A 15,798-nucleotide genomic window follows, 5' to 3' on the forward strand; every position below is an offset into this window, starting at 1 on the left:
AACGCGACGACAAATGGAACGTGCCATTGTCGTCCCCGCTAGTGTTGCACTCTCCAGATTACTGCGACGCTCTACTAAGAAAGACTGAGAAACTTCGAACCTAGGCTTTGGCGGCGCATCCCCGAGCGTCGCCGCACAGGTTCAAACCTCGAGGGCGCCCGGACAGGCAGCCATCTGCCTGACCAACCGGGCGAGGGATTTGCGGGCGGCGTATCGGCTCCGCCGCCCGCCTTCTTCCTCCGCCGCCGAAAGCGCACATCCCGCCCTGAGGCCGCATTCAGACCGCGAAGGTGGCGAGGGTGCTCCAGAACAGCCCCGCCGCGGCGATCGAGACGCCGTAGGGCATCTGATGAAAGTCGGCCCGCGCGAGGTAGGGTTTCGACGACGGCGAGAACCGGATGACCGCGAGCGTGCCGAGCGCCTGAAGTCCCCCCGCCAGGCCAAGCACCATGGCGAAGCCGAACAGGTGTGAGAGCGGCAGCCAGATCGACGCCGCCGCCAGCAACTTGACGTCGCCGCCTCCCATGGCTCCGCGTAGATAAAGGAGCAGAGCCGCCGTGCTGACGATCCCGCACGACGCAAGCCGGCTGGCCGCCTCCGCCATGTCGCCTGTGAGCAGGACCAGAACACCGCCGATGGCGAGCGCAAGGCTCAGGCGGTTCGGGATCCGGAAGGTCCGGATATCCCAGGCCGCTGCGATCAGCAGCACGCCGTTGAAGTACAGGAAGCCGATCAGGGACATGCTCGTTCACGCGCCTGGGGTGAAGACGACCCGCATCAAGCGGATGACGAGGGGCACGAAGATCACGATGAAAAGCGCTGGGAAGATCCCGAGCACGAGCGGGAAGGCCATCTTCACCGGCAGCTCCCCGGCCTTGCGTTCCGCCTCGATGTAGCGGGCCTTGCGCATTTCGTCGGCGAAGGCCCTAAGGGCATGACCGATGCTCGCGCCCAGCGCCTCCGATTGAATCAGCAGGGTCACCAGCGAACGGACCTCGTCCGTGGGGGCCCGGTGGCCCAGGCGCTGCAGCGCCTCAGCGCGGCTCGAGCCTGCCTGCATCTCGTCCAGCATGATCTGGAATTGCTCGGCCAGGACCGGGTGAATGCGGCCGAACTCTCGCGTCACCCGTTGCAGGGCCGAGGCGAGGGTCCCGCCGGCTTCGGCGCAGACCACCATCAGATCGACGGCGTCCGGCAAGGCGATCTTGACGGCCCGGGCCCGCGCCGAGATGCGGTTGGCCAGGATCAGGTTCGGCCCGAACAGCCCCACAGCGACCGCCAGGATGATGCCGAGAAGGACGGCCGGAGATCCGGTGGACCGGAACACGACCGCTGCAAGCACCGCCGCCGCCCCCAGGCCTAGGCCGGACAGAACACGGATGGCGTAGAAGATCTCGACCGCCCGCTCCGCGTAGAAGCCCCCGCGGATAAGCTTAAGCCGCACGCTCTCCCGGCGCCGCCCCTCCATAGCCCCCTTCCCGAGCTGGGCGCCCATCTTGGCCAGACGATCCGTGACGACGGCAGCGGGGGCCGGCCGGGCGACCCCCGTGCGCTGGTTACGCCCAAACCGGGCGACGCCGGCATTGAAGCCCCGATCGCTGAACGCGATCATGCCTATGGCGGCGGCCATGACCAGCAGGGCGGTGGCGCCCGCGGCGAGGATGATGATCAACTCCACGGCAGGGCTCCTTCAGATCTTGAAATTGACCATTCGCCAGATCGTCCCGGCCCCCAGGGTGAGCATGACAGGCGCGACCGCCATCATCGGCCAGAACAGAGGATCGCTCGCGACCTCGGCGTAGTAGCCCGGCTGCAGGAGCACGATCGCTCCGCCGACGAGGAACGGAAGGCTCGACACCACCCAGAAGCTGAGCCTGCCCTCGGCGGAGAGAGCTTCCACCTTCAATCTCAGTTGAGCTTTGGCCCGGATCGAGTCGGCGAGCTTGAGGAACACTTCCGAGAGATTGCCGCCCGACTCGCGGGTGACCTCCAGCGAGGCCACGAACATGCGCAGCTCCGTGGACGGAAAGCGCTCCACCAGGTTGTTCATGGCCTGGTCGCGCTCGAGGCCGTACGTCATCTCCTCGATGACCACCGCGAACTCCGGGCCTATGGGGTCGGGCATCTGCTTGCCGACCACCGCGATCGCGGTCGTCACCGGATGACCCGCCTGCAAGCTGCGGGCGATCAGGTCCACCGCCTGAGGCATCTGGTTGAGGAAGCGCTTATGGCGGCGGCGCGCGAGACCGCTGACCAGCAGCGCCGGCCCGCCCACCCCTAGCGCCAGCCCCGCCAGTATGGACACGGCAAGGGGCGCACCGAACAGAGCCAGCAGGCTCGTCTTCGCCACGACCAGCGCCAGGCCGGCCACCACGACGGTGCGGGGCCCGAAACTCGCCCGGGCCCGCAGCAGATTGCGGCTCAGCCATGGGAGCCGCCGCTCGAACCAGTCTTCCGCGACAGGGTTTGCGATCTCACCCGGGACAGCGTGGCGACGCAGGCGCGCCAGGCGCTGGCGGATCGCGCGCCCCTCGCCCGCCACCCCGCGCAAGGACAGCCAGACGCCTTCGACGGCCAGGACCACGCCCACGAAGACCAGAGCGTAGACGACGTAACTCAGCAGGGTCGACATGGCCGTCAGTGCTCCGAATGCCCGAGGATCATCGGGATCGGCACGCCGTAGTTGCGGAAGGCTTCGAAGAACCGCGGCCGGATGCCAGACCAGACGAAGCGCCCCTGGCTGGAGCCCTTGGCGTCGATGCCGAGCTGCTCGTAGCGGACGATCTCCTGCATCGTGATCACATCGCCCTCCATGCCCTCGAGCTCCTGGACGCTGATCAGTCGTCGCGAGCCGTCCGGGAAACGCTTGAGCTGCAGCACCACCTGCAGGGCGCTGGCGATCTGCGAGCGCATCGCCCGCACAGAGACGTCGAGCCCGGACATGCTGATCATCTGTTCCAGCCGCGAGAGCGCGTCGCGCGGGGTATTGGCGTGAACCGTCGTCATCGAGCCGTCGTGGCCCGTGTTCATCGCCTGCAGCATGTCGAAGGCCTCGCCAGCCCGAACCTCGCCGACGATGATCCGATCTGGCCGCATGCGCAGGGCGTTTCGAACCAGGTCGCGCTGGGTGATCTCGCCGCGCCCCTCGATGTTGGCTGGCCGCGTCTCCATCCGAACGACGTGCCGTTGTTGCAGCTGCAGCTCCGCGGCATCCTCGATGGTGACGATGCGCTCCTCGGCGCCCAGCGCGTCCGACATGGCGTTAAGCAGCGTCGTCTTCCCTGTGCCGGTGCCGCCTGCGATGAGGATGTTCAGCCGCGCCCGCACCAGGCCTTCGAGGAGCTCCGCCATCGGCTGCGTCAGCGTGCCATTGGCCACCAGCCGGCCAAGGTCGTAGGGCACCCGGGCGAACCGCCGAATGGAGAGAATGGCGCCGTCGACGGCGATCGGTGGAACGACGGCGTTTACGCGCGATCCGTCGGGCAGCCGGGCGTCGACCATCGGCTGGGACTCGTCGATGCGGCGACCCACCTTGTCGACGATGCGTTCGATGACCCGCAGCAGATGCTGCTCATCGGAGAAGCGGACGCCGGTCAGCTCGATTCGTCCGAAGCGGTCGACGTACACCTCGTTGCAGGTGTTCACCAGGATGTCCGAAACGTCCGGGTCCTGCAGCAGAGGCTCGAGGGGGCCGAGCCCGAGCAGCTCGTGCATCAGGTCGTCGATGAGCCTGCGCGCCTCCTCCTCGTTGAGAGGTCGGGCGTCCTCCTTCAGGAACTCCGCGACGAGTGAGGTCACCTCGCTGCGAACGCTCTCCGGCGGCCGGCGATCAAGGCCGTTCAGGCTCATCGCGCCGATGAGCCTGCGATGCATCTGGGTCTTCAGATCGAAGAACGCCTGGTCCGTCGCAACCGCGGCCACTGGCCGGAAGCTGCGCGGTTCGAGCGTCGCTGCAGCGCCAGCGGAGGAGGCGCGGCGCGGGGCTTCGGAGAAAGAGAGTCTCATGGGTGAGCTCCGGCAGGCGTGGGATTGAGCGAAGCCGCCGCCGCCAGCTTCTGCTGGATCTTCTGGCTAGCGCTGCGCAGGTCCTTGCTGAGGCGGGTGTTGGGGAAGGCGTCGACGATGAGCTTCCCCCGATCCGCGGCCCTGACCGCCTGGCTGTCGAACGCCAGGCCGGCGTCCACCGGCAGCGCGAGGGTCTTGCCGATGCGCCCTGGCTTCTCGAGCGCATCGGCGAACCCGGCGAGCTTGCTCACCACGAAGAAGACCGGCGCCGTCACGCCGCCTTCCTGCAGGCCATCCAGCACTCGCCGCGCGCCGGCGACGCCCGCCACATTGGACGGCGCGACGAGCACGATCAGATCCGAGCGGGCCAGCACCGGGACCGTCCAGTCCGTCCAGCTGCCGGGCAGGTCGACCATCGTGATCTCGTGAGCCCGAGCCGCCGCGTCCAACAGCGAGAGCGCGAAGCGGGTCGAGATCGCGTCCAGCGGAACAAGCGACGGCGCCGGACCCAGCAGCCGGATCCCGGATTCGTGCTGGGTCAGCACCCCCTCGAGAAACCGCCCGTCGAAGCGCTCCTGGGCCTGGATCACGTCGACGACCGTGCTCCGGGGCTCCAGATTCAGGGCCACGTCGGTGTCGCCGAACTGAAGGTCCAAATCCAAGACGCAGGTCGTCCGGCGTTCGGCCGATCGCTTGCCGCCTGTCCCGCCGCAGAACAGTCGGGCCAGGTTCAGGGCCACGGTCGTTGCGCCCGCGCCGCCCGCCGCCTTGATCACGGAGATCACCTGCCCCTTCGGGGACTCGGCGCCGCTGCGGCCAGGCTCCAGAACGTCCACCAGCGCGTTCAGGAGGGTTTCGGGGGCCAGCGGGCTCGCCACGACGTCCGCCGCGCCGGCGCGGAACAGTCTGCGAATGTCGCCGCTGTCGGCGCTGGGAGTGGCGGCGATGACCGCCCGTCCCGGCAGGGCTTCGGCCAGGCCTTCGAACTCTCGCAAGGCGTCCGGACTGCCGGCGTCGATCTCGAGGACGAGGGCGGAAAGCTCGAGGGCCTTCCCGTTCAGCGTGCCCAGCGCGTGGTGCGGAGCGTACTCGAACTGGATGCCGGCCCGTTCGGCGGCGCTGGGATCGGGGAACCGAAAGTCGTCCGTCTTCGTGGCGATAAGCACCTTGCGCGGCTTCTTCACGAACCTTCTCCTTCGTCCTGGTCCTCGCCGACGATGGTCGCGTCGAAGCCGGGCATCGGCATCGATGTGACGCCCGCCAGGGCGTCCAAGACGACGAAATCGAAGGTGAGGCCTTGCAGCCTGACCGTGATCAGCGGGACAGGATCGCCTCGGCCCACGAAGCCGAGGTCGGACCCGCGCACGTCCACGCGGAAGTTGTTGGCTTCGATGAAGGGCGCGAACGCCTGCGCGCGCGCCAGGGCCGCGGCCACGACGTCGCCCTCGCAGTCTCCCCCGCCGCCCGCGCCGCAGCTCGTGGACCAGCTGGTGGCGCCGGCCACCTCGCTGCAGGAGGTGCCGGCCGTGGCGGACGTGGGCACGAAGCAATCGGGCACTCCGGTCAGGAGCGGTCCGCGGGTGGCGATGTAGCGGGCCGCAATGGCCGTGGCCTTCTCCGCGGCGTTCCAGCGCCAGAGGGCATTGCCGAACTCAAGCAGGCCGAAGGTCAGGACCAGCACAAGCGGGAAGACCAGCGTCGACTCCACCAGCGTGGCCGCGGTGTCATCCCGAAGCAGGCGACGCAGCTTGCCCATCTCAACCTCCCACGACGAGTTGCTGGTGCGACACGTTCAGGGTGGGCGGCTCGAAGCCGAAGAAGCCAAGCAGGCCGAGGTCGGCATAGAGCGCCGAGGCCGTGACGGTCACCACGGCGACCACGTCCCCGCCGCGCCACGTGCCGGCGGTGTTGTCGATGCACTCCACCTCGACCACGACGCTCGCCGGGTCGGTCCAGGTGTCCAGGAGGGGCTCGCGGGCGGTCGTTCGGCCAAAGACGGCCAGGTTCTGGGCGTCCGACACGGCGCCGGTCCAAGCCGCGTCGGCGGGACAAGGCGTGGCGTCAATGTGCGTCAAGAAGCGGGCGGCGTCCCGCACACCCTTCTCCATCAGATGGTGCTGCCGCAGGACCTGACCGAATTCCGCGAGGCCGAACATGAGGGTGACCAGCAGCGGCATGAGCAGCGTGAGCTCCACCAGCGCCGCTCCGTGGCTCTCGCGGCTGAGGATCCGCAGCTTCCGGAGGAGGGTCATGCCTGCCTCACCGATAGAGCTGCACGACGTCCTTCAGGACGTCATTGTCTTCGCCGGGTTCGACAATCTCGAGGATCTCGAGATCCATCTCCGCCTCGCTGCCCACCACGGCCACCGGGCGCAGGAGGAACGTCTTGAGAAGCGCCAGAACCGGGACGTCCTCGGAGTTCGACTTTACGGCGTGGGCCTTGCAGTTGATGACCGTCATGTAGACGATCCGCCGGTCAGGCACCCCCGGCGTCACGCAGCGCGGCGCGCCGTACTGCGAGGCCGAGCCTGGCTCCTGCTCCAGATTGTAGACGTAGTTGCGGGTGTAGGGCGCGCCGGTGGAGCTGGTGCACCAGCTGGGCTTCGGCTGCGTGTGGTTGGCGGCCCAGTAGCTGGCGCAGTCCCAGAGGCCGTTGCCCACGCGGGTCGGCGCCGGATTGTCCGTGTCATGCGGGAACGGCGCGCCGGCTTCGACTGTGTCCTGGCTGCACTGCTTGAACTTCTGGGTGATGTTCACGTCGGGCGCATTCGCCGGCGTCTGGGCGACGCCGCCGCGGTAGATGTCGAACCGCGTGTTCATCCCCTGGTTCGCCGGCCCAGCGGCCTGGCCTGGCCTGACGTTGATGTTGCTCTCGACGCAGACGTTGGGCCTCACGGCCGCCAGCGCGTCTCGCAGGCAGCTTGCGCTGTTGGTGGGACAGGTCTCGGTGATCTGCAGCAGGCCGAAGGTCCCCGGCGCCCAGGCGGAGGTTCCCCCTTGCGTCTTCGCGATGATCTCCGCGCCGACCCGGGCCGAGGCGCTGAAGGGGTCTCCGGGGTTCACCTCATCCGGATTGCAGATCATCAGCGGCGGGATCTTGCAGTACATCTGCTTGAAGCCGGCGACCGCGCGCGCGCGGATCTGAGTGGTGGCCGGCGCCCCGATAACCCGCAGGAACGTGTTCCTGTGGGTCAGCTGGGCGGTCGTCACCTCCACGAAGCGAGCGAGCGTTGGATCTGTGGTCTCGAACGACGCCGGGATCGGATCTATGTCGTCGTTCGCCGGCAGGCCGCTGAGGAACCGGATCCCCGTGATCACCACGTTCGGGTTGTCGGCCGCCCCGTCGGCGAAGCGCTGCGTGTTGGTCACGAGCTCGCCGCCCTGCGCTGCCGCGGTCGCCCGGGTGAGCGCCTGGGATGTGGCGTCCAGCTGCGCGGCGGCCGCGAGGGCGGCGGCGTCGGCCGCCGCCTGCGCGTCGTGATGGGTGATCATCGCCCGCGAGCCATCGATCGCCAGGCCGGCCATCCCGAGGATCACCGCCATGCTGAGCGTGACGTAGACCAGGACGTGGCCGCGCTCATCCCGCCTCAGGCCCGAGAGGCGCCGACCGGGAGGGTTCAGCAGGGTGCCGAGGCCGCGCATGGCTTCACTTCGACGGTGTGACGTTGACGGTGAGAGTGGAGGTGGACTGGGTCTCAACCTTGCGCACCTCGCCCCTTTCGAAGCGGCGGATTGCCTCGACGCCCCTGCGTCCTGAGCTTTCAGGGGGGAGGTCGGACACCTCCGCCGGAATGATCTGCGACTGCATCGACGCCACCGCCTGGCCGAAGGTGGGCGAAAGCGGTGCATCGATAGGCGTCGAGCAGGCCGCCAGCGGCAGGGCGATGATGGCGGCCAGGATGATGGGCTGCACGAGACGCATGGCGGGGGTCCTCACTTGGAAGCCAGGGCGGCGTTCTGGGCCGCCGCTCCGCCGGCGGCCTGCGGGCCGGGCGCGATCGGGCGGTCGGTGGCGCCGGTCAGGAAAAGCTCGGTCTCGCTAGGGCCGCGGCGCAGGTCTGTGGGCACCACCAGGTTCCGGCGATCGGTCGGCTTGGCCAGATTGGCGGTGACGATGATCACCACCTCCGTCTCGTTATTCTGGAAGGCAGTGCTGCGGAACAGGGCCCCGAGGATCGGCAGGTTGCTGACTCCGGGGAGCCCGCGCAGGCTGTCGCTGAACTCGCGGCGGATCAGGCCGGCGATTGCGAAGCTCTGGCCGTTGCGCAGCTCGACGGTCGTCTTGGCCCGGCGCGTGGTGAGGCCCGGGACCCGGAAACCCTGCAGCTGGACGCTGTTCTCGCGGTCCAGCGCGCTGACCTCGGGGGCCACCAGCAGGTTGATCGTGTCGCCGAACACCGTCGGGGTGAAGCCTATGCTCACCCCGTACTGCTTGAACTCGATGGTGAGCCGGGTGATGCCGCCGCCGCCCTCCTGAGGCACAGGGATCGGAAACTCGCCGCCCGCAAAGAACACGGCCGTCTCGCCGGAGAGCGCCACAAGGGTCGGTTCAGCCAGCGTCGAGGCGAAGCCCTTGCGCTCCAGCGCGTCGAAGACGGCGTCGATGCTGAAGTTCTCGCCGATCACGGTGCGACCGAAGATCGACGCGAACAACTCGGGGTTGGTCGAGCCGGGGACAAGCGCCAGGGACTGGGTGGTGTCCCACAAGGCGTTGATGTTCGACAGACCGAGCTGCTTCAGCGTGTTGCGCTGAACCTCCGCCACACGCACCGAGAGCATCACCTGCTCGGCGCCGCGGATGCTTGTCAGGTTGACGACCTTCTCCGGCGCGTAGCGCTCAGCCAAGGCGGCGGCCCGGGCGGAAACCGCCGACGAGGACAGGAGGCCGCTCAGCACCACCGCATCGCCGCGCGTGGTGACCTCCACCGGCTCGCCCGGCATCAGTTCCTGCATGGCGCGGCGCAGATTGTCGACGTCGTAGCCGACGCGCAGGTCGAGGGTGGCGAGCGGCCTCGCCACGGCGCCCCGCGCCATCACCGTCAGGCTCGTCGTGCCGGGCGCCTTGCCCAGGACATAGAGCGTCCTGTCGCCGAGGGGGATGACTTCCCCGACCTTCGGATCCCCCACCATGACCCGCCCGATGGGTTGGGCGAAGCGGAGAATCCTCGATCCGCCCTGGGCGACAGCGAGCTGGCCCCCATAACCCGACGCATCGGCTGACACGTCCCGGACCGACGCCTCGGGGGCCAGGTAGGGAGCCGGCCCGCTCTGCGCGGCGGCAGCGATCGGCGCGGCCCAGAGCGCTAGGCTGGTGAAGCCCAGGATGGCGGTGCGCCAGGCGGTGCGAGTACGTGTCAGGCGTTGCGCGTTCTTCATCGGCGTTCCGGCCTCGGCAGGCCAGCTCCTGGGTTGAAGGGGGGACCCCGGGCGGATCACTCGGCCCGGACGGAGACGGTGGCGCGCTGGCCGCCGTTGTAGATCTCGATGGTTTGGCCAGCCGGCGAGCGGCGCACGGCGCGGATCGGTCGGCGCGGCGTCGTCGTCGTGCGGATCACCTTTGGCTGCGCAGGAGCGCCCAGACGCAGGTCGCTGACCATCACGGTTTGCGGCGGCGCGGCGTCGGGGTCGCCGACAGGGTCTGCGGTGCCGCGAAGCGCCAGCGAAAGTGTGCCGACCTGAGCCGCCAGGGCGAGCTTCTGCGCCTGGTCCGGCGTCACCTCGATCGTGGCGGCCTTCGCCACGACAGGATCGGTCTTCGACCCGTTGGCGAGCTGGTCGACGGCCAGGACGCGCACGCTTTGCAGCAGCACGTCGGTGCGCATCTTCTCGTCAGCCGCGCCTCGCTGGCCTTCCGCACGCGTAACCAGCACGTCGACCACGTCGCCCGGAAGCACGAAGCCCGCGACGCCGAACACGTCGTTCACCCGTATGGTGCTGGCCCGCAGCCCCGGGCGGATGGCGCCCGAGAGGCTCGCTCGGGCGCCAGGGCCCGAGATCCGGGACGGCAGGATGGGCTCGTCCGCGGCGATCGGGGCCAGCGCCACCCGGCGTGGGCCCTGGGTGAGTTCCGACACGGTCTTGAAGGAGCCCTCGGGACGCGCCCCGGCCGGCCACGGTTGGACGCGCAGAAGCTCGGGCGTGAGGGTTTCCCCGAAGCCGATGGGACGGCTGGCCACGACGACGCTGGATTGGCCAACCTGGCTCACCGGCGCGGCGCGCGCGGCCGTCATGTTCCGCACGCCCCAAACGGCGACGCCGCCAAGCAGGACCGACACGATGAGCAGGACGAAGCCGATGTTGCGCATGGGAAAATCCCCGGTGGAAGGAAGCGGGACTCATGAGGGGCGGGGCGGTCGGCGGATGCGGCCGCCCCGCCTCCGTCGTCAGGGAGCCGGCGCGGCGGGCATCGCCGCGTTCAGCGCCGTCCAGGCGGCAAGGACCTTCCCGCCGACCAGGATGATCATGGCGATCGTGGCGACCGTGATCAGGCCGATGAGGACGGAATACTCGACAAGCGAGGCCCCGCTGTCATCGCGCGACAGGCGGTCCCGGATGTTCGCGAGAGAGGTGCTCGCCTTCACATAGAGCTGCATCATTTTCAGCGTTCCCTTTGGAGTACACATCCCGCGGCCGCATGCGGGCCTCGGTCGATCACTGCAGATCGAGCCCCGACCCTAAGGCCGGAAGCATCCCCGGAAGGGTGTTCGGGCGGACTGCCGAAGCTCCAGATCGTCGGCTAAGACTCTGTATCCGCGCGGTTATTTCGCGAAACCGGCGCTCGAAGGCAAAAATGATGCCGCCGCGTTCCGCACCCGAAATGTGACCCAGGTCTTCTTTTTCGTTCGACGCCAGGAACGGGCGGAGGACCGCGCCGATTAAGGCGGCCCGCTGAGGTGCGGAATGGGTTGGATCCAAGGAATATCGCGCAACGACAACGTTTCGGCGGCGCAGCCAGGCGGCGCCTCTGAGGGACCGGCGGACGGTGCGCTGTCGCTTCCTCAGCATCCGGTGGTCCGCGCCATCTTCGGCGCGATGATGGCGGCCGGTCCGGCGGCGGTGACACGAGGCTGGCGGCTCGAGAGTCAGTGCGCCGTCTCGATGCAGCGCCCCGGAACCCAGCCGATCCTCCTGAGGCTGGAGGCCGGAAGCGCCCAAGACGCCGAAGAAGCTCTGCTGACGATCTCGCCCCTGATCATCGACGTGCTCAGCCTGTTGCTCGCGGTCGGGCCGGACGGGGCCCCACGTGCGCGGCTGATCCGCCCAGCCGACATCCTGCAAGCCAAGGGTGGTGGCCGTCGCTGCGGACAGGAGCGCCGCGCGCTGGAGCAGCACATTGCTGAACTGCTGCAGATCCTCCGGCGGCTGAGCCTAGGCGCTGGGCCCCTGCTCTTCGATCTGACTCCAATCGAAGGCGGAGCCTTCGTCTTCCAGCCCGGCGCGGCCTTGCGGCAGCTCGCTTGCGGGGCTCCCCTCGTTCGTGTCGACCCCAAGCTGCTGCAGCTGGACCATCGAACCAATCGGGGACCGGACCTGCTGGCCAAGAAGCTGGGAGTCCACTTCGCACTTGGCGGAGAGTCGATCGCGATACGCAACGTGCGGTCGCTGCTGCGAGCTGTGGGCGAAGCTAGTCCGGAGCTCGCCACCCGCATCGGGCGCAGCGGGCGGTTGGCGGAGAGGTTCGACGAGGCGCTGCTGCGGCTCGAAGAACGCTCGCTCTTCCACGTCCGCTACCGCGGCAAGCCGATCGACCAACGCGTCAAGGGGTGGGTGAACCGCTGGCTTGCCGCGGATCTGGTCATCACCCCGTGGCGTGGCGAAAACGCTCTCTAGGCTGAGGTTCACCCCCCAATCCGCGGCCTCAAGGGCTACGGGCAGGTTGGGGATCACCGCGCCGCACCGCTGCGCGCACCCATTTTGGGTAACAATGACATTCTAAATTTCATGGTGGCCTGAATATCCTCGGCTGTTCAGGACCCGTGGCGCTCCCCAGTCGCGATCGGAACTTCGACGACCCGCGAGGCAAGTCATGAGTTCAGACGCCGCGATCTTCGCGGGCGCGCGCCGCCCGATCGTAGTGCCGCGCGGACGGCAGCTCTTCGCCGAGGATGACCCCGTCCTCGCGCTCTATCGGATAGAGCGGGGATGCGTACGGCTGCAGGTGAATGAGCGCAACGGAGCGCGCCACATCCTGGCCTTCCTCTTTCCGGGAGACGTCATCTGCGCCGGGCTTCAAAAGCACTGGGCGTCCGCCGAGGCCGTGTGCGAGTCCGTGGTTCTAAAGGCCCCTACTTCCGCCCTCCTCCAGCTGATGCAGACGGATCCTGCGGCCGCTGCGGCGCTGTTGGAGGCGTCGGAGCGAACTGTCAGCCAACTTGCCCACCACGTGGGTCGGCTTTTCCAGGACAGCGCCGCCGCCCGCATCTCCTGGTTCCTCGGCTGGATGGCCGAACGGGCCGGGGCGGACGGCGTCGCCGAGTTCGAAGTTCCGATGGACCAGCGCGACATCGCCGACTTCCTAGGTCTGGCCCCGGAGACGGTCAGCCGCGTGTTCGCGCAACTGGAAGCCGCGGGCCTGCTCCGCCGGGTCTCGTATCGGCACTTCACGTACCGCCGCGGCGCGCACGGAGCGCGCCTTGAAGCCGGCGAGACCCTGTCATGCCGGGACGGCAGCCGCCCGTGCGACGAAGGCTTCAAGCCGGGCGACTGATGCGTGCCGGGGAGCGGTGCACTTACTGGGTCGAATACGGAACGGAGTGGACAAACTCAGATTAGGGCCGCCGACGTGAACAAGAGCGCCCTCATGAACCTGAAACCTGCCTTCGAAGGCCTCGGATTTCGCTCCGTTTCCCTCCGTAAGCATGAGCCTCTCTTCCATGAAGGCGAGCTTGCAACGGCTGTGTATCGACTGGAGCGCGGTTGCATCCGCCTGCAGATCGACAGTGAGGATGGAAACCGCGAGATCGTGACCTTTCTGTTTCCCGAGGACGTGTTCTTCGTCGGGTTCAAGACCTACTGGGCTTCCGCGTACGCCGTGACCGACTCCTCCGTCGCCGTGTACTCACTGTCGGCGTTCTGGGCCCACATCGCCGCCGATGCGGAGGCGGCGATCGCGGCGCTCCACTCTGCGGACGAGCTCGTGGAAAACGTGGCCCATCACCTGGCCCTGCTCACCCACGCAAGAGGTGACGCGCGCCTCCGCTGGTTCCTCGACTGGATGATGAGCCGCAGCCCGACCCCGGAAAACGGCTCTGAGGTCCACCTGCCAATGAGCCGGCGAGACATCGCCGACTTCCTTGGCATCGCGCCGGAGACCGTCAGCCGGCTCTTCCTGCGCATGGAGAGCCGCGGCGAGCTGCGACGGGCTGATGGTCACAAATCTGTGCTCAGACTGCCGGGACGCTGAGCCGGCGAGACTCTGCCGGCGCGGAAGCTTCGCCCGCGAGCGCCTCGCCAGAACTCGGCCAGCAGGAGGCGCACCAATCGGTAGCGAATACTGACGTCGCGTCACGACGCGAGCATCGCCCGCAGGCATCGGGACGCAAGCTTTACCGTTCAAAAGCAGGTATCAAAAAAAAGCAAAAAAGTGTGACGCCGGTCATACTGACACGGAAGATATCCCGCTTCAGTGCTCTCCAAGATGCTGGAGGGACACCCATGGCGAAAGCGGCCTGTCGAGCCCGATTACAATCTCATGCGCGCCATCTGCGGGCGTTTGCAAAGGTGACGACGGCCGGACACCCGGCGGTGGACGCAACGGTCTGCGAGGTACTCCGCGAGTTCATCAACCTGGAGCCCGAGGACCTTACGACCATCTATCGCAAGCTGTACCATAAGCTCACTCTACTCCCGCCGGCTCCGGGTGCGGACATGTTCCCCGGCGACACGTGCAATCGGGCGGAGTGGGCGCAGTTTCTAAGTCTTCAGGCTGCGCAACGCGGCGCGCTGTTCCTGGTGCTTTGCCTTGAGCTCAGCCTGCAGGAGGCGGCGATGATCCTCGGAGAGTCGGAACAGCTCCTGAGCTCAACTGTAGTCTCGGCATTGCTGAACCTGCAGAGCCCGGAACATTTCACCTGTTTGTCTCCGGACGAGGCGACGTACTACAGCGCCTACGCGCCCCGTCGCTGGCCTGCGTCGTCCCAAGCGGCGCCGATGCTCACCCCGGCTGCCTGACCACCTGAACATTGAAGGCCGGCGCAAGCGAACGCCGGCAGACGACCTCGGAGTTTCCCCATGTCGTACGATCCTCAACTGCTGGATAGCGCCAGCCATCGCCTGATCGCTGCCCTGAGGGGCAAGGCGATCTTCCACCAGGGGGATCCGGCCTCAGCGCTTTACCGTGTGGAGCACGGGTGCGTCCGGCTGCAGATCGGCGACGCCGCCGGCTCGCGTCAAGTGATCGCCTTTGTCTTCGCAGGCCAGACCTTCTGCGCGGGCATGGAAACCCATTGGGCCTCTGCGCACGCCATCACCGACACCGTCCTGAGCCGCTTCCCGCATGTGGCGCTCTGGGACCTCGTGGCCAGAGACTCCCGCGCGGCGCTGAATCTGCTGCTCTCCGCGGATGAACTGCTCACCGACCTGGCCCATCACCTCGGCCGCATGAGCCACTCCGACGCCTATGAGCGCATCACCTGGTTTGTCGACTGGGTGGCGAAGCAGACGAAGGCGCCGCCTGGCGGGACGCTGGACATTCCGATGAGCCGGCACGACATCGCCGATTTCCTGGGCATCGCGCCTGAGACCGTCAGCCGGCTCTTCCGGCGGATGGAGTCTACGGGCCGTTTGCGGCGCGTCGCCCCCCGGCGTTTCAGCTATCATCCCTCGGCCGCCGCCTGCATCGCGGTTCAGACCGAGGTCGGCGACCAGGCCGCGGCCTGACGAGCGTCCAACGGCCGGGGTTGGCGAACTTGCGTGTCAGCTGACCTCGGCCGCCACAGCCGGAGCGCAGGGCGGCGGCGTGATCCGAGATCCAAATTCCACGCTACCAGGCGAGCGCGATGCTCTGCGAGACATGTGGCGGCGAGACTGACCGGCCCCTCCTTTGGACGTCCGGCCGGCGGCGCTCGGGGAGCTCGTAGTCGAGCATGTCGGCGAGTTGCTCGCGCGCCCGGCTCACCCGACTTTTGACGGTCCCCGCTGGACAGCCGATGACGGCTGCGGCCTCGTCGTACGAGAAACCGGCCCCGCCGACGAGCAACAGCGCGTCCCGATTGGGATGCGAAAGCCGTTCGAGGCCGTTCAGCATCTCCCCATAGAGCCGGCTCCACTCCTGCTCGGGGGCGCGGGACGCGTACTGCTCATCGATATCCTCCAGCGAGCGTTGGCCGCGCGGCTTGCGCTTGCCTTGGGCGAAGAATTCGTTGCGCAGGATCCTGAAGAGCCAGGCCTTGAGGTTCGTGCCTTCCACGTAGGTGCCACGGTAACGCCATGCCCGGACAAGCGCGTCCTGGACCAGATCGTCGGCGTCGACCGAAGATCGCGTCATGACCAGGGCATAGGCCCGCATCGAGGGCACAGTCGCCAGCACGCCGTCACGAAACTCCGCTGACATCGCAAGCACTCCAACAGCCAAGCCGGCGCGGACCGGCCTCCCAGGAATTCGTCCCACTTCCATTGCCCCCGCATCGTGACCTGGATCACCGAAAGTCGACTTTCTCGGACAGAAGCTCAATCCGCTCGGCGGAGAGGCCGGAGACCTGCGGCGGACAGGCCGGCGGAGGCGCTCCGGGTGTGGCGCAGGGTCGGTCGGATGTGGAGCTGACGTAAGTCCGCGCTGACGCGAGAATTCGAGCG

At 67.8% G+C, this 15,798-nt stretch carries 18 protein-coding genes and 1 pseudogene; 6 read left to right on the forward strand and 13 right to left on the reverse strand.

Features of this window, described 5'->3' with window-relative positions:
• Positions 1-277 precede the first annotated feature (277 nt).
• The 12 genes from RIF93_RS05190 to RIF93_RS05245 form a co-directional block, all read right to left on the reverse strand.
• Positions 278-742, reverse strand: coding sequence for an A24 family peptidase (locus RIF93_RS05190; RefSeq protein ID WP_309089114.1), 465 nt, complete (start codon positions 740-742; stop codon positions 278-280).
• Between the two features lie 6 nt (positions 743-748).
• Positions 749-1,678, reverse strand: a complete 930-nt coding sequence (locus tag RIF93_RS05195; protein WP_309089116.1) for a type II secretion system F family protein — start codon at positions 1,676-1,678, stop codon at positions 749-751.
• A 12-nt stretch (positions 1,679-1,690) separates the two neighbouring features.
• A complete protein-coding gene (locus RIF93_RS05200) occupies positions 1,691-2,632 on the reverse strand; it encodes a type II secretion system F family protein (protein WP_309089118.1) in 942 nt (313 codons plus the stop codon).
• A 5-nt stretch (positions 2,633-2,637) separates the two neighbouring features.
• Complete coding sequence (locus tag RIF93_RS05205) at positions 2,638-4,005, reverse strand: CpaF family protein (RefSeq protein WP_309089120.1); 1,368 nt, start codon at positions 4,003-4,005, stop codon at positions 2,638-2,640.
• Positions 4,002-5,189, reverse strand: coding sequence for a hypothetical protein (locus RIF93_RS05210; protein ID WP_309089122.1), 1,188 nt, complete (start codon positions 5,187-5,189; stop codon positions 4,002-4,004). The genes RIF93_RS05205 and RIF93_RS05210 overlap by 4 nt, the downstream gene beginning before the upstream one ends.
• Positions 5,186-5,761, reverse strand: coding sequence for a pilus assembly protein (locus RIF93_RS05215; RefSeq protein ID WP_309089124.1), 576 nt, complete (start codon positions 5,759-5,761; stop codon positions 5,186-5,188). The genes RIF93_RS05210 and RIF93_RS05215 overlap by 4 nt, the downstream gene beginning before the upstream one ends.
• A 1-nt stretch (position 5,762) precedes the next feature.
• Positions 5,763-6,257, reverse strand: a complete 495-nt coding sequence (locus RIF93_RS05220; protein WP_309089126.1) for a TadE/TadG family type IV pilus assembly protein — start codon at positions 6,255-6,257, stop codon at positions 5,763-5,765.
• A gap of 7 nt (positions 6,258-6,264) precedes the next feature.
• Complete coding sequence (locus RIF93_RS05225) at positions 6,265-7,647, reverse strand: pilus assembly protein TadG-related protein (RefSeq protein WP_309089128.1); 1,383 nt, start codon at positions 7,645-7,647, stop codon at positions 6,265-6,267.
• A 4-nt stretch (positions 7,648-7,651) separates the two neighbouring features.
• Positions 7,652-7,927 carry a hypothetical protein gene (locus RIF93_RS05230; RefSeq protein WP_309089130.1) on the reverse strand — a complete coding sequence of 92 codons (276 nt, stop codon included), beginning with the start codon at positions 7,925-7,927 and terminating at the stop codon, positions 7,652-7,654.
• Between the two features lie 11 nt (positions 7,928-7,938).
• Positions 7,939-9,381, reverse strand: a complete 1,443-nt coding sequence (locus tag RIF93_RS05235; RefSeq protein ID WP_309089132.1) for a type II and III secretion system protein family protein — start codon at positions 9,379-9,381, stop codon at positions 7,939-7,941.
• 56 nt (positions 9,382-9,437) lie between these two features.
• The gene (gene cpaB / locus RIF93_RS05240) at positions 9,438-10,310 is read right to left on the reverse strand and encodes a Flp pilus assembly protein CpaB (protein ID WP_309089134.1); all 873 of its coding nucleotides are present in this window, start codon (positions 10,308-10,310) and stop codon (positions 9,438-9,440) included.
• Positions 10,311-10,388: 78 nt separating this feature from the next.
• Complete coding sequence (locus RIF93_RS05245) at positions 10,389-10,601, reverse strand: hypothetical protein (protein WP_309089136.1); 213 nt, start codon at positions 10,599-10,601, stop codon at positions 10,389-10,391.
• 412 nt (positions 10,602-11,013) lie between these two features.
• Here RIF93_RS05245 and RIF93_RS05250 point away from each other — a divergent pair, with 412 nt between their 5' ends.
• The 6 genes and pseudogenes from RIF93_RS05250 to RIF93_RS05275 all read left to right on the forward strand — a co-directional run bounded on the left by RIF93_RS05250 (position 11,014) and on the right by RIF93_RS05275 (position 14,883).
• Entirely contained in the window at positions 11,014-11,835 is an 822-nt protein-coding gene (locus tag RIF93_RS05250; RefSeq protein WP_309089138.1) for a hypothetical protein, read from the forward strand.
• A gap of 196 nt (positions 11,836-12,031) precedes the next feature.
• Positions 12,032-12,265 (forward strand): annotated as a pseudogene (locus tag RIF93_RS20730) (cyclic nucleotide-binding domain-containing protein); the annotation flags it as partial.
• A gap of 48 nt (positions 12,266-12,313) precedes the next feature.
• Positions 12,314-12,712, forward strand: coding sequence for a helix-turn-helix domain-containing protein (locus tag RIF93_RS05260; protein ID WP_309089142.1), 399 nt, complete (start codon positions 12,314-12,316; stop codon positions 12,710-12,712).
• A 75-nt stretch (positions 12,713-12,787) separates the two neighbouring features.
• Positions 12,788-13,408 (forward strand): Crp/Fnr family transcriptional regulator, encoded by a 621-nt coding sequence (locus tag RIF93_RS05265; protein ID WP_309089144.1) that lies wholly within the window; start codon positions 12,788-12,790, stop codon positions 13,406-13,408.
• A 251-nt stretch (positions 13,409-13,659) separates the two neighbouring features.
• Complete coding sequence (locus RIF93_RS05270) at positions 13,660-14,175, forward strand: hypothetical protein (protein ID WP_309089146.1); 516 nt, start codon at positions 13,660-13,662, stop codon at positions 14,173-14,175.
• Between the two features lie 60 nt (positions 14,176-14,235).
• Positions 14,236-14,883 (forward strand): Crp/Fnr family transcriptional regulator, encoded by a 648-nt coding sequence (locus RIF93_RS05275; protein WP_309089148.1) that lies wholly within the window; start codon positions 14,236-14,238, stop codon positions 14,881-14,883.
• 103 nt (positions 14,884-14,986) lie between these two features.
• On the opposite strand, the gene RIF93_RS05280 is transcribed toward RIF93_RS05275, so the two are convergent.
• Positions 14,987-15,619, reverse strand: a complete 633-nt coding sequence (locus tag RIF93_RS05280) for a sigma-70 family RNA polymerase sigma factor (protein WP_375163837.1) — start codon at positions 15,617-15,619, stop codon at positions 14,987-14,989.
• Between the last annotated feature and the right edge of the window lie 179 nt (positions 15,620-15,798).

This window comes from Phenylobacterium sp. (genome assembly GCF_031181185.1).
Classification (GTDB): Bacteria; Pseudomonadota; Alphaproteobacteria; order Caulobacterales; family Caulobacteraceae; genus Phenylobacterium.

Bases quoted from the DNA above. Each gene is read 5' to 3' on its own strand.
- RIF93_RS05190 (WP_309089114.1), bottom strand. From the start codon at position 742: ATGTCCCTGATCGGCTTCCTGTACTTCAACGGCGTGCTGCTGATCGCA.
- RIF93_RS05200 (WP_309089118.1), bottom strand. From the start codon at position 2,632: ATGTCGACCCTGCTGAGTTACGTCGTCTACGCTCTGGTCTTCGTGGGC.
- RIF93_RS05205 (WP_309089120.1), bottom strand. From the start codon at position 4,005: ATGAGACTCTCTTTCTCCGAAGCCCCGCGCCGCGCCTCCTCCGCTGGC.
- RIF93_RS05215 (WP_309089124.1), bottom strand. From the start codon at position 5,761: ATGGGCAAGCTGCGTCGCCTGCTTCGGGATGACACCGCGGCCACGCTG.
- RIF93_RS05220 (WP_309089126.1), bottom strand. From the start codon at position 6,257: ATGACCCTCCTCCGGAAGCTGCGGATCCTCAGCCGCGAGAGCCACGGA.
- RIF93_RS05225 (WP_309089128.1), bottom strand. From the start codon at position 7,647: ATGCGCGGCCTCGGCACCCTGCTGAACCCTCCCGGTCGGCGCCTCTCG.
- RIF93_RS05230 (WP_309089130.1), bottom strand. From the start codon at position 7,927: ATGCGTCTCGTGCAGCCCATCATCCTGGCCGCCATCATCGCCCTGCCG.
- RIF93_RS05235 (WP_309089132.1), bottom strand. From the start codon at position 9,381: ATGAAGAACGCGCAACGCCTGACACGTACTCGCACCGCCTGGCGCACC.
- cpaB (WP_309089134.1), bottom strand. From the start codon at position 10,310: ATGCGCAACATCGGCTTCGTCCTGCTCATCGTGTCGGTCCTGCTTGGC.
- RIF93_RS05245 (WP_309089136.1), bottom strand. From the start codon at position 10,601: ATGATGCAGCTCTATGTGAAGGCGAGCACCTCTCTCGCGAACATCCGG.
- RIF93_RS05260 (WP_309089142.1), top strand. From the start codon at position 12,314: ATGCAGACGGATCCTGCGGCCGCTGCGGCGCTGTTGGAGGCGTCGGAG.
- RIF93_RS05270 (WP_309089146.1), top strand. From the start codon at position 13,660: ATGGCGAAAGCGGCCTGTCGAGCCCGATTACAATCTCATGCGCGCCAT.
- RIF93_RS05275 (WP_309089148.1), top strand. From the start codon at position 14,236: ATGTCGTACGATCCTCAACTGCTGGATAGCGCCAGCCATCGCCTGATC.
- RIF93_RS05280 (WP_375163837.1), bottom strand. From the start codon at position 15,619: ATGGAAGTGGGACGAATTCCTGGGAGGCCGGTCCGCGCCGGCTTGGCT.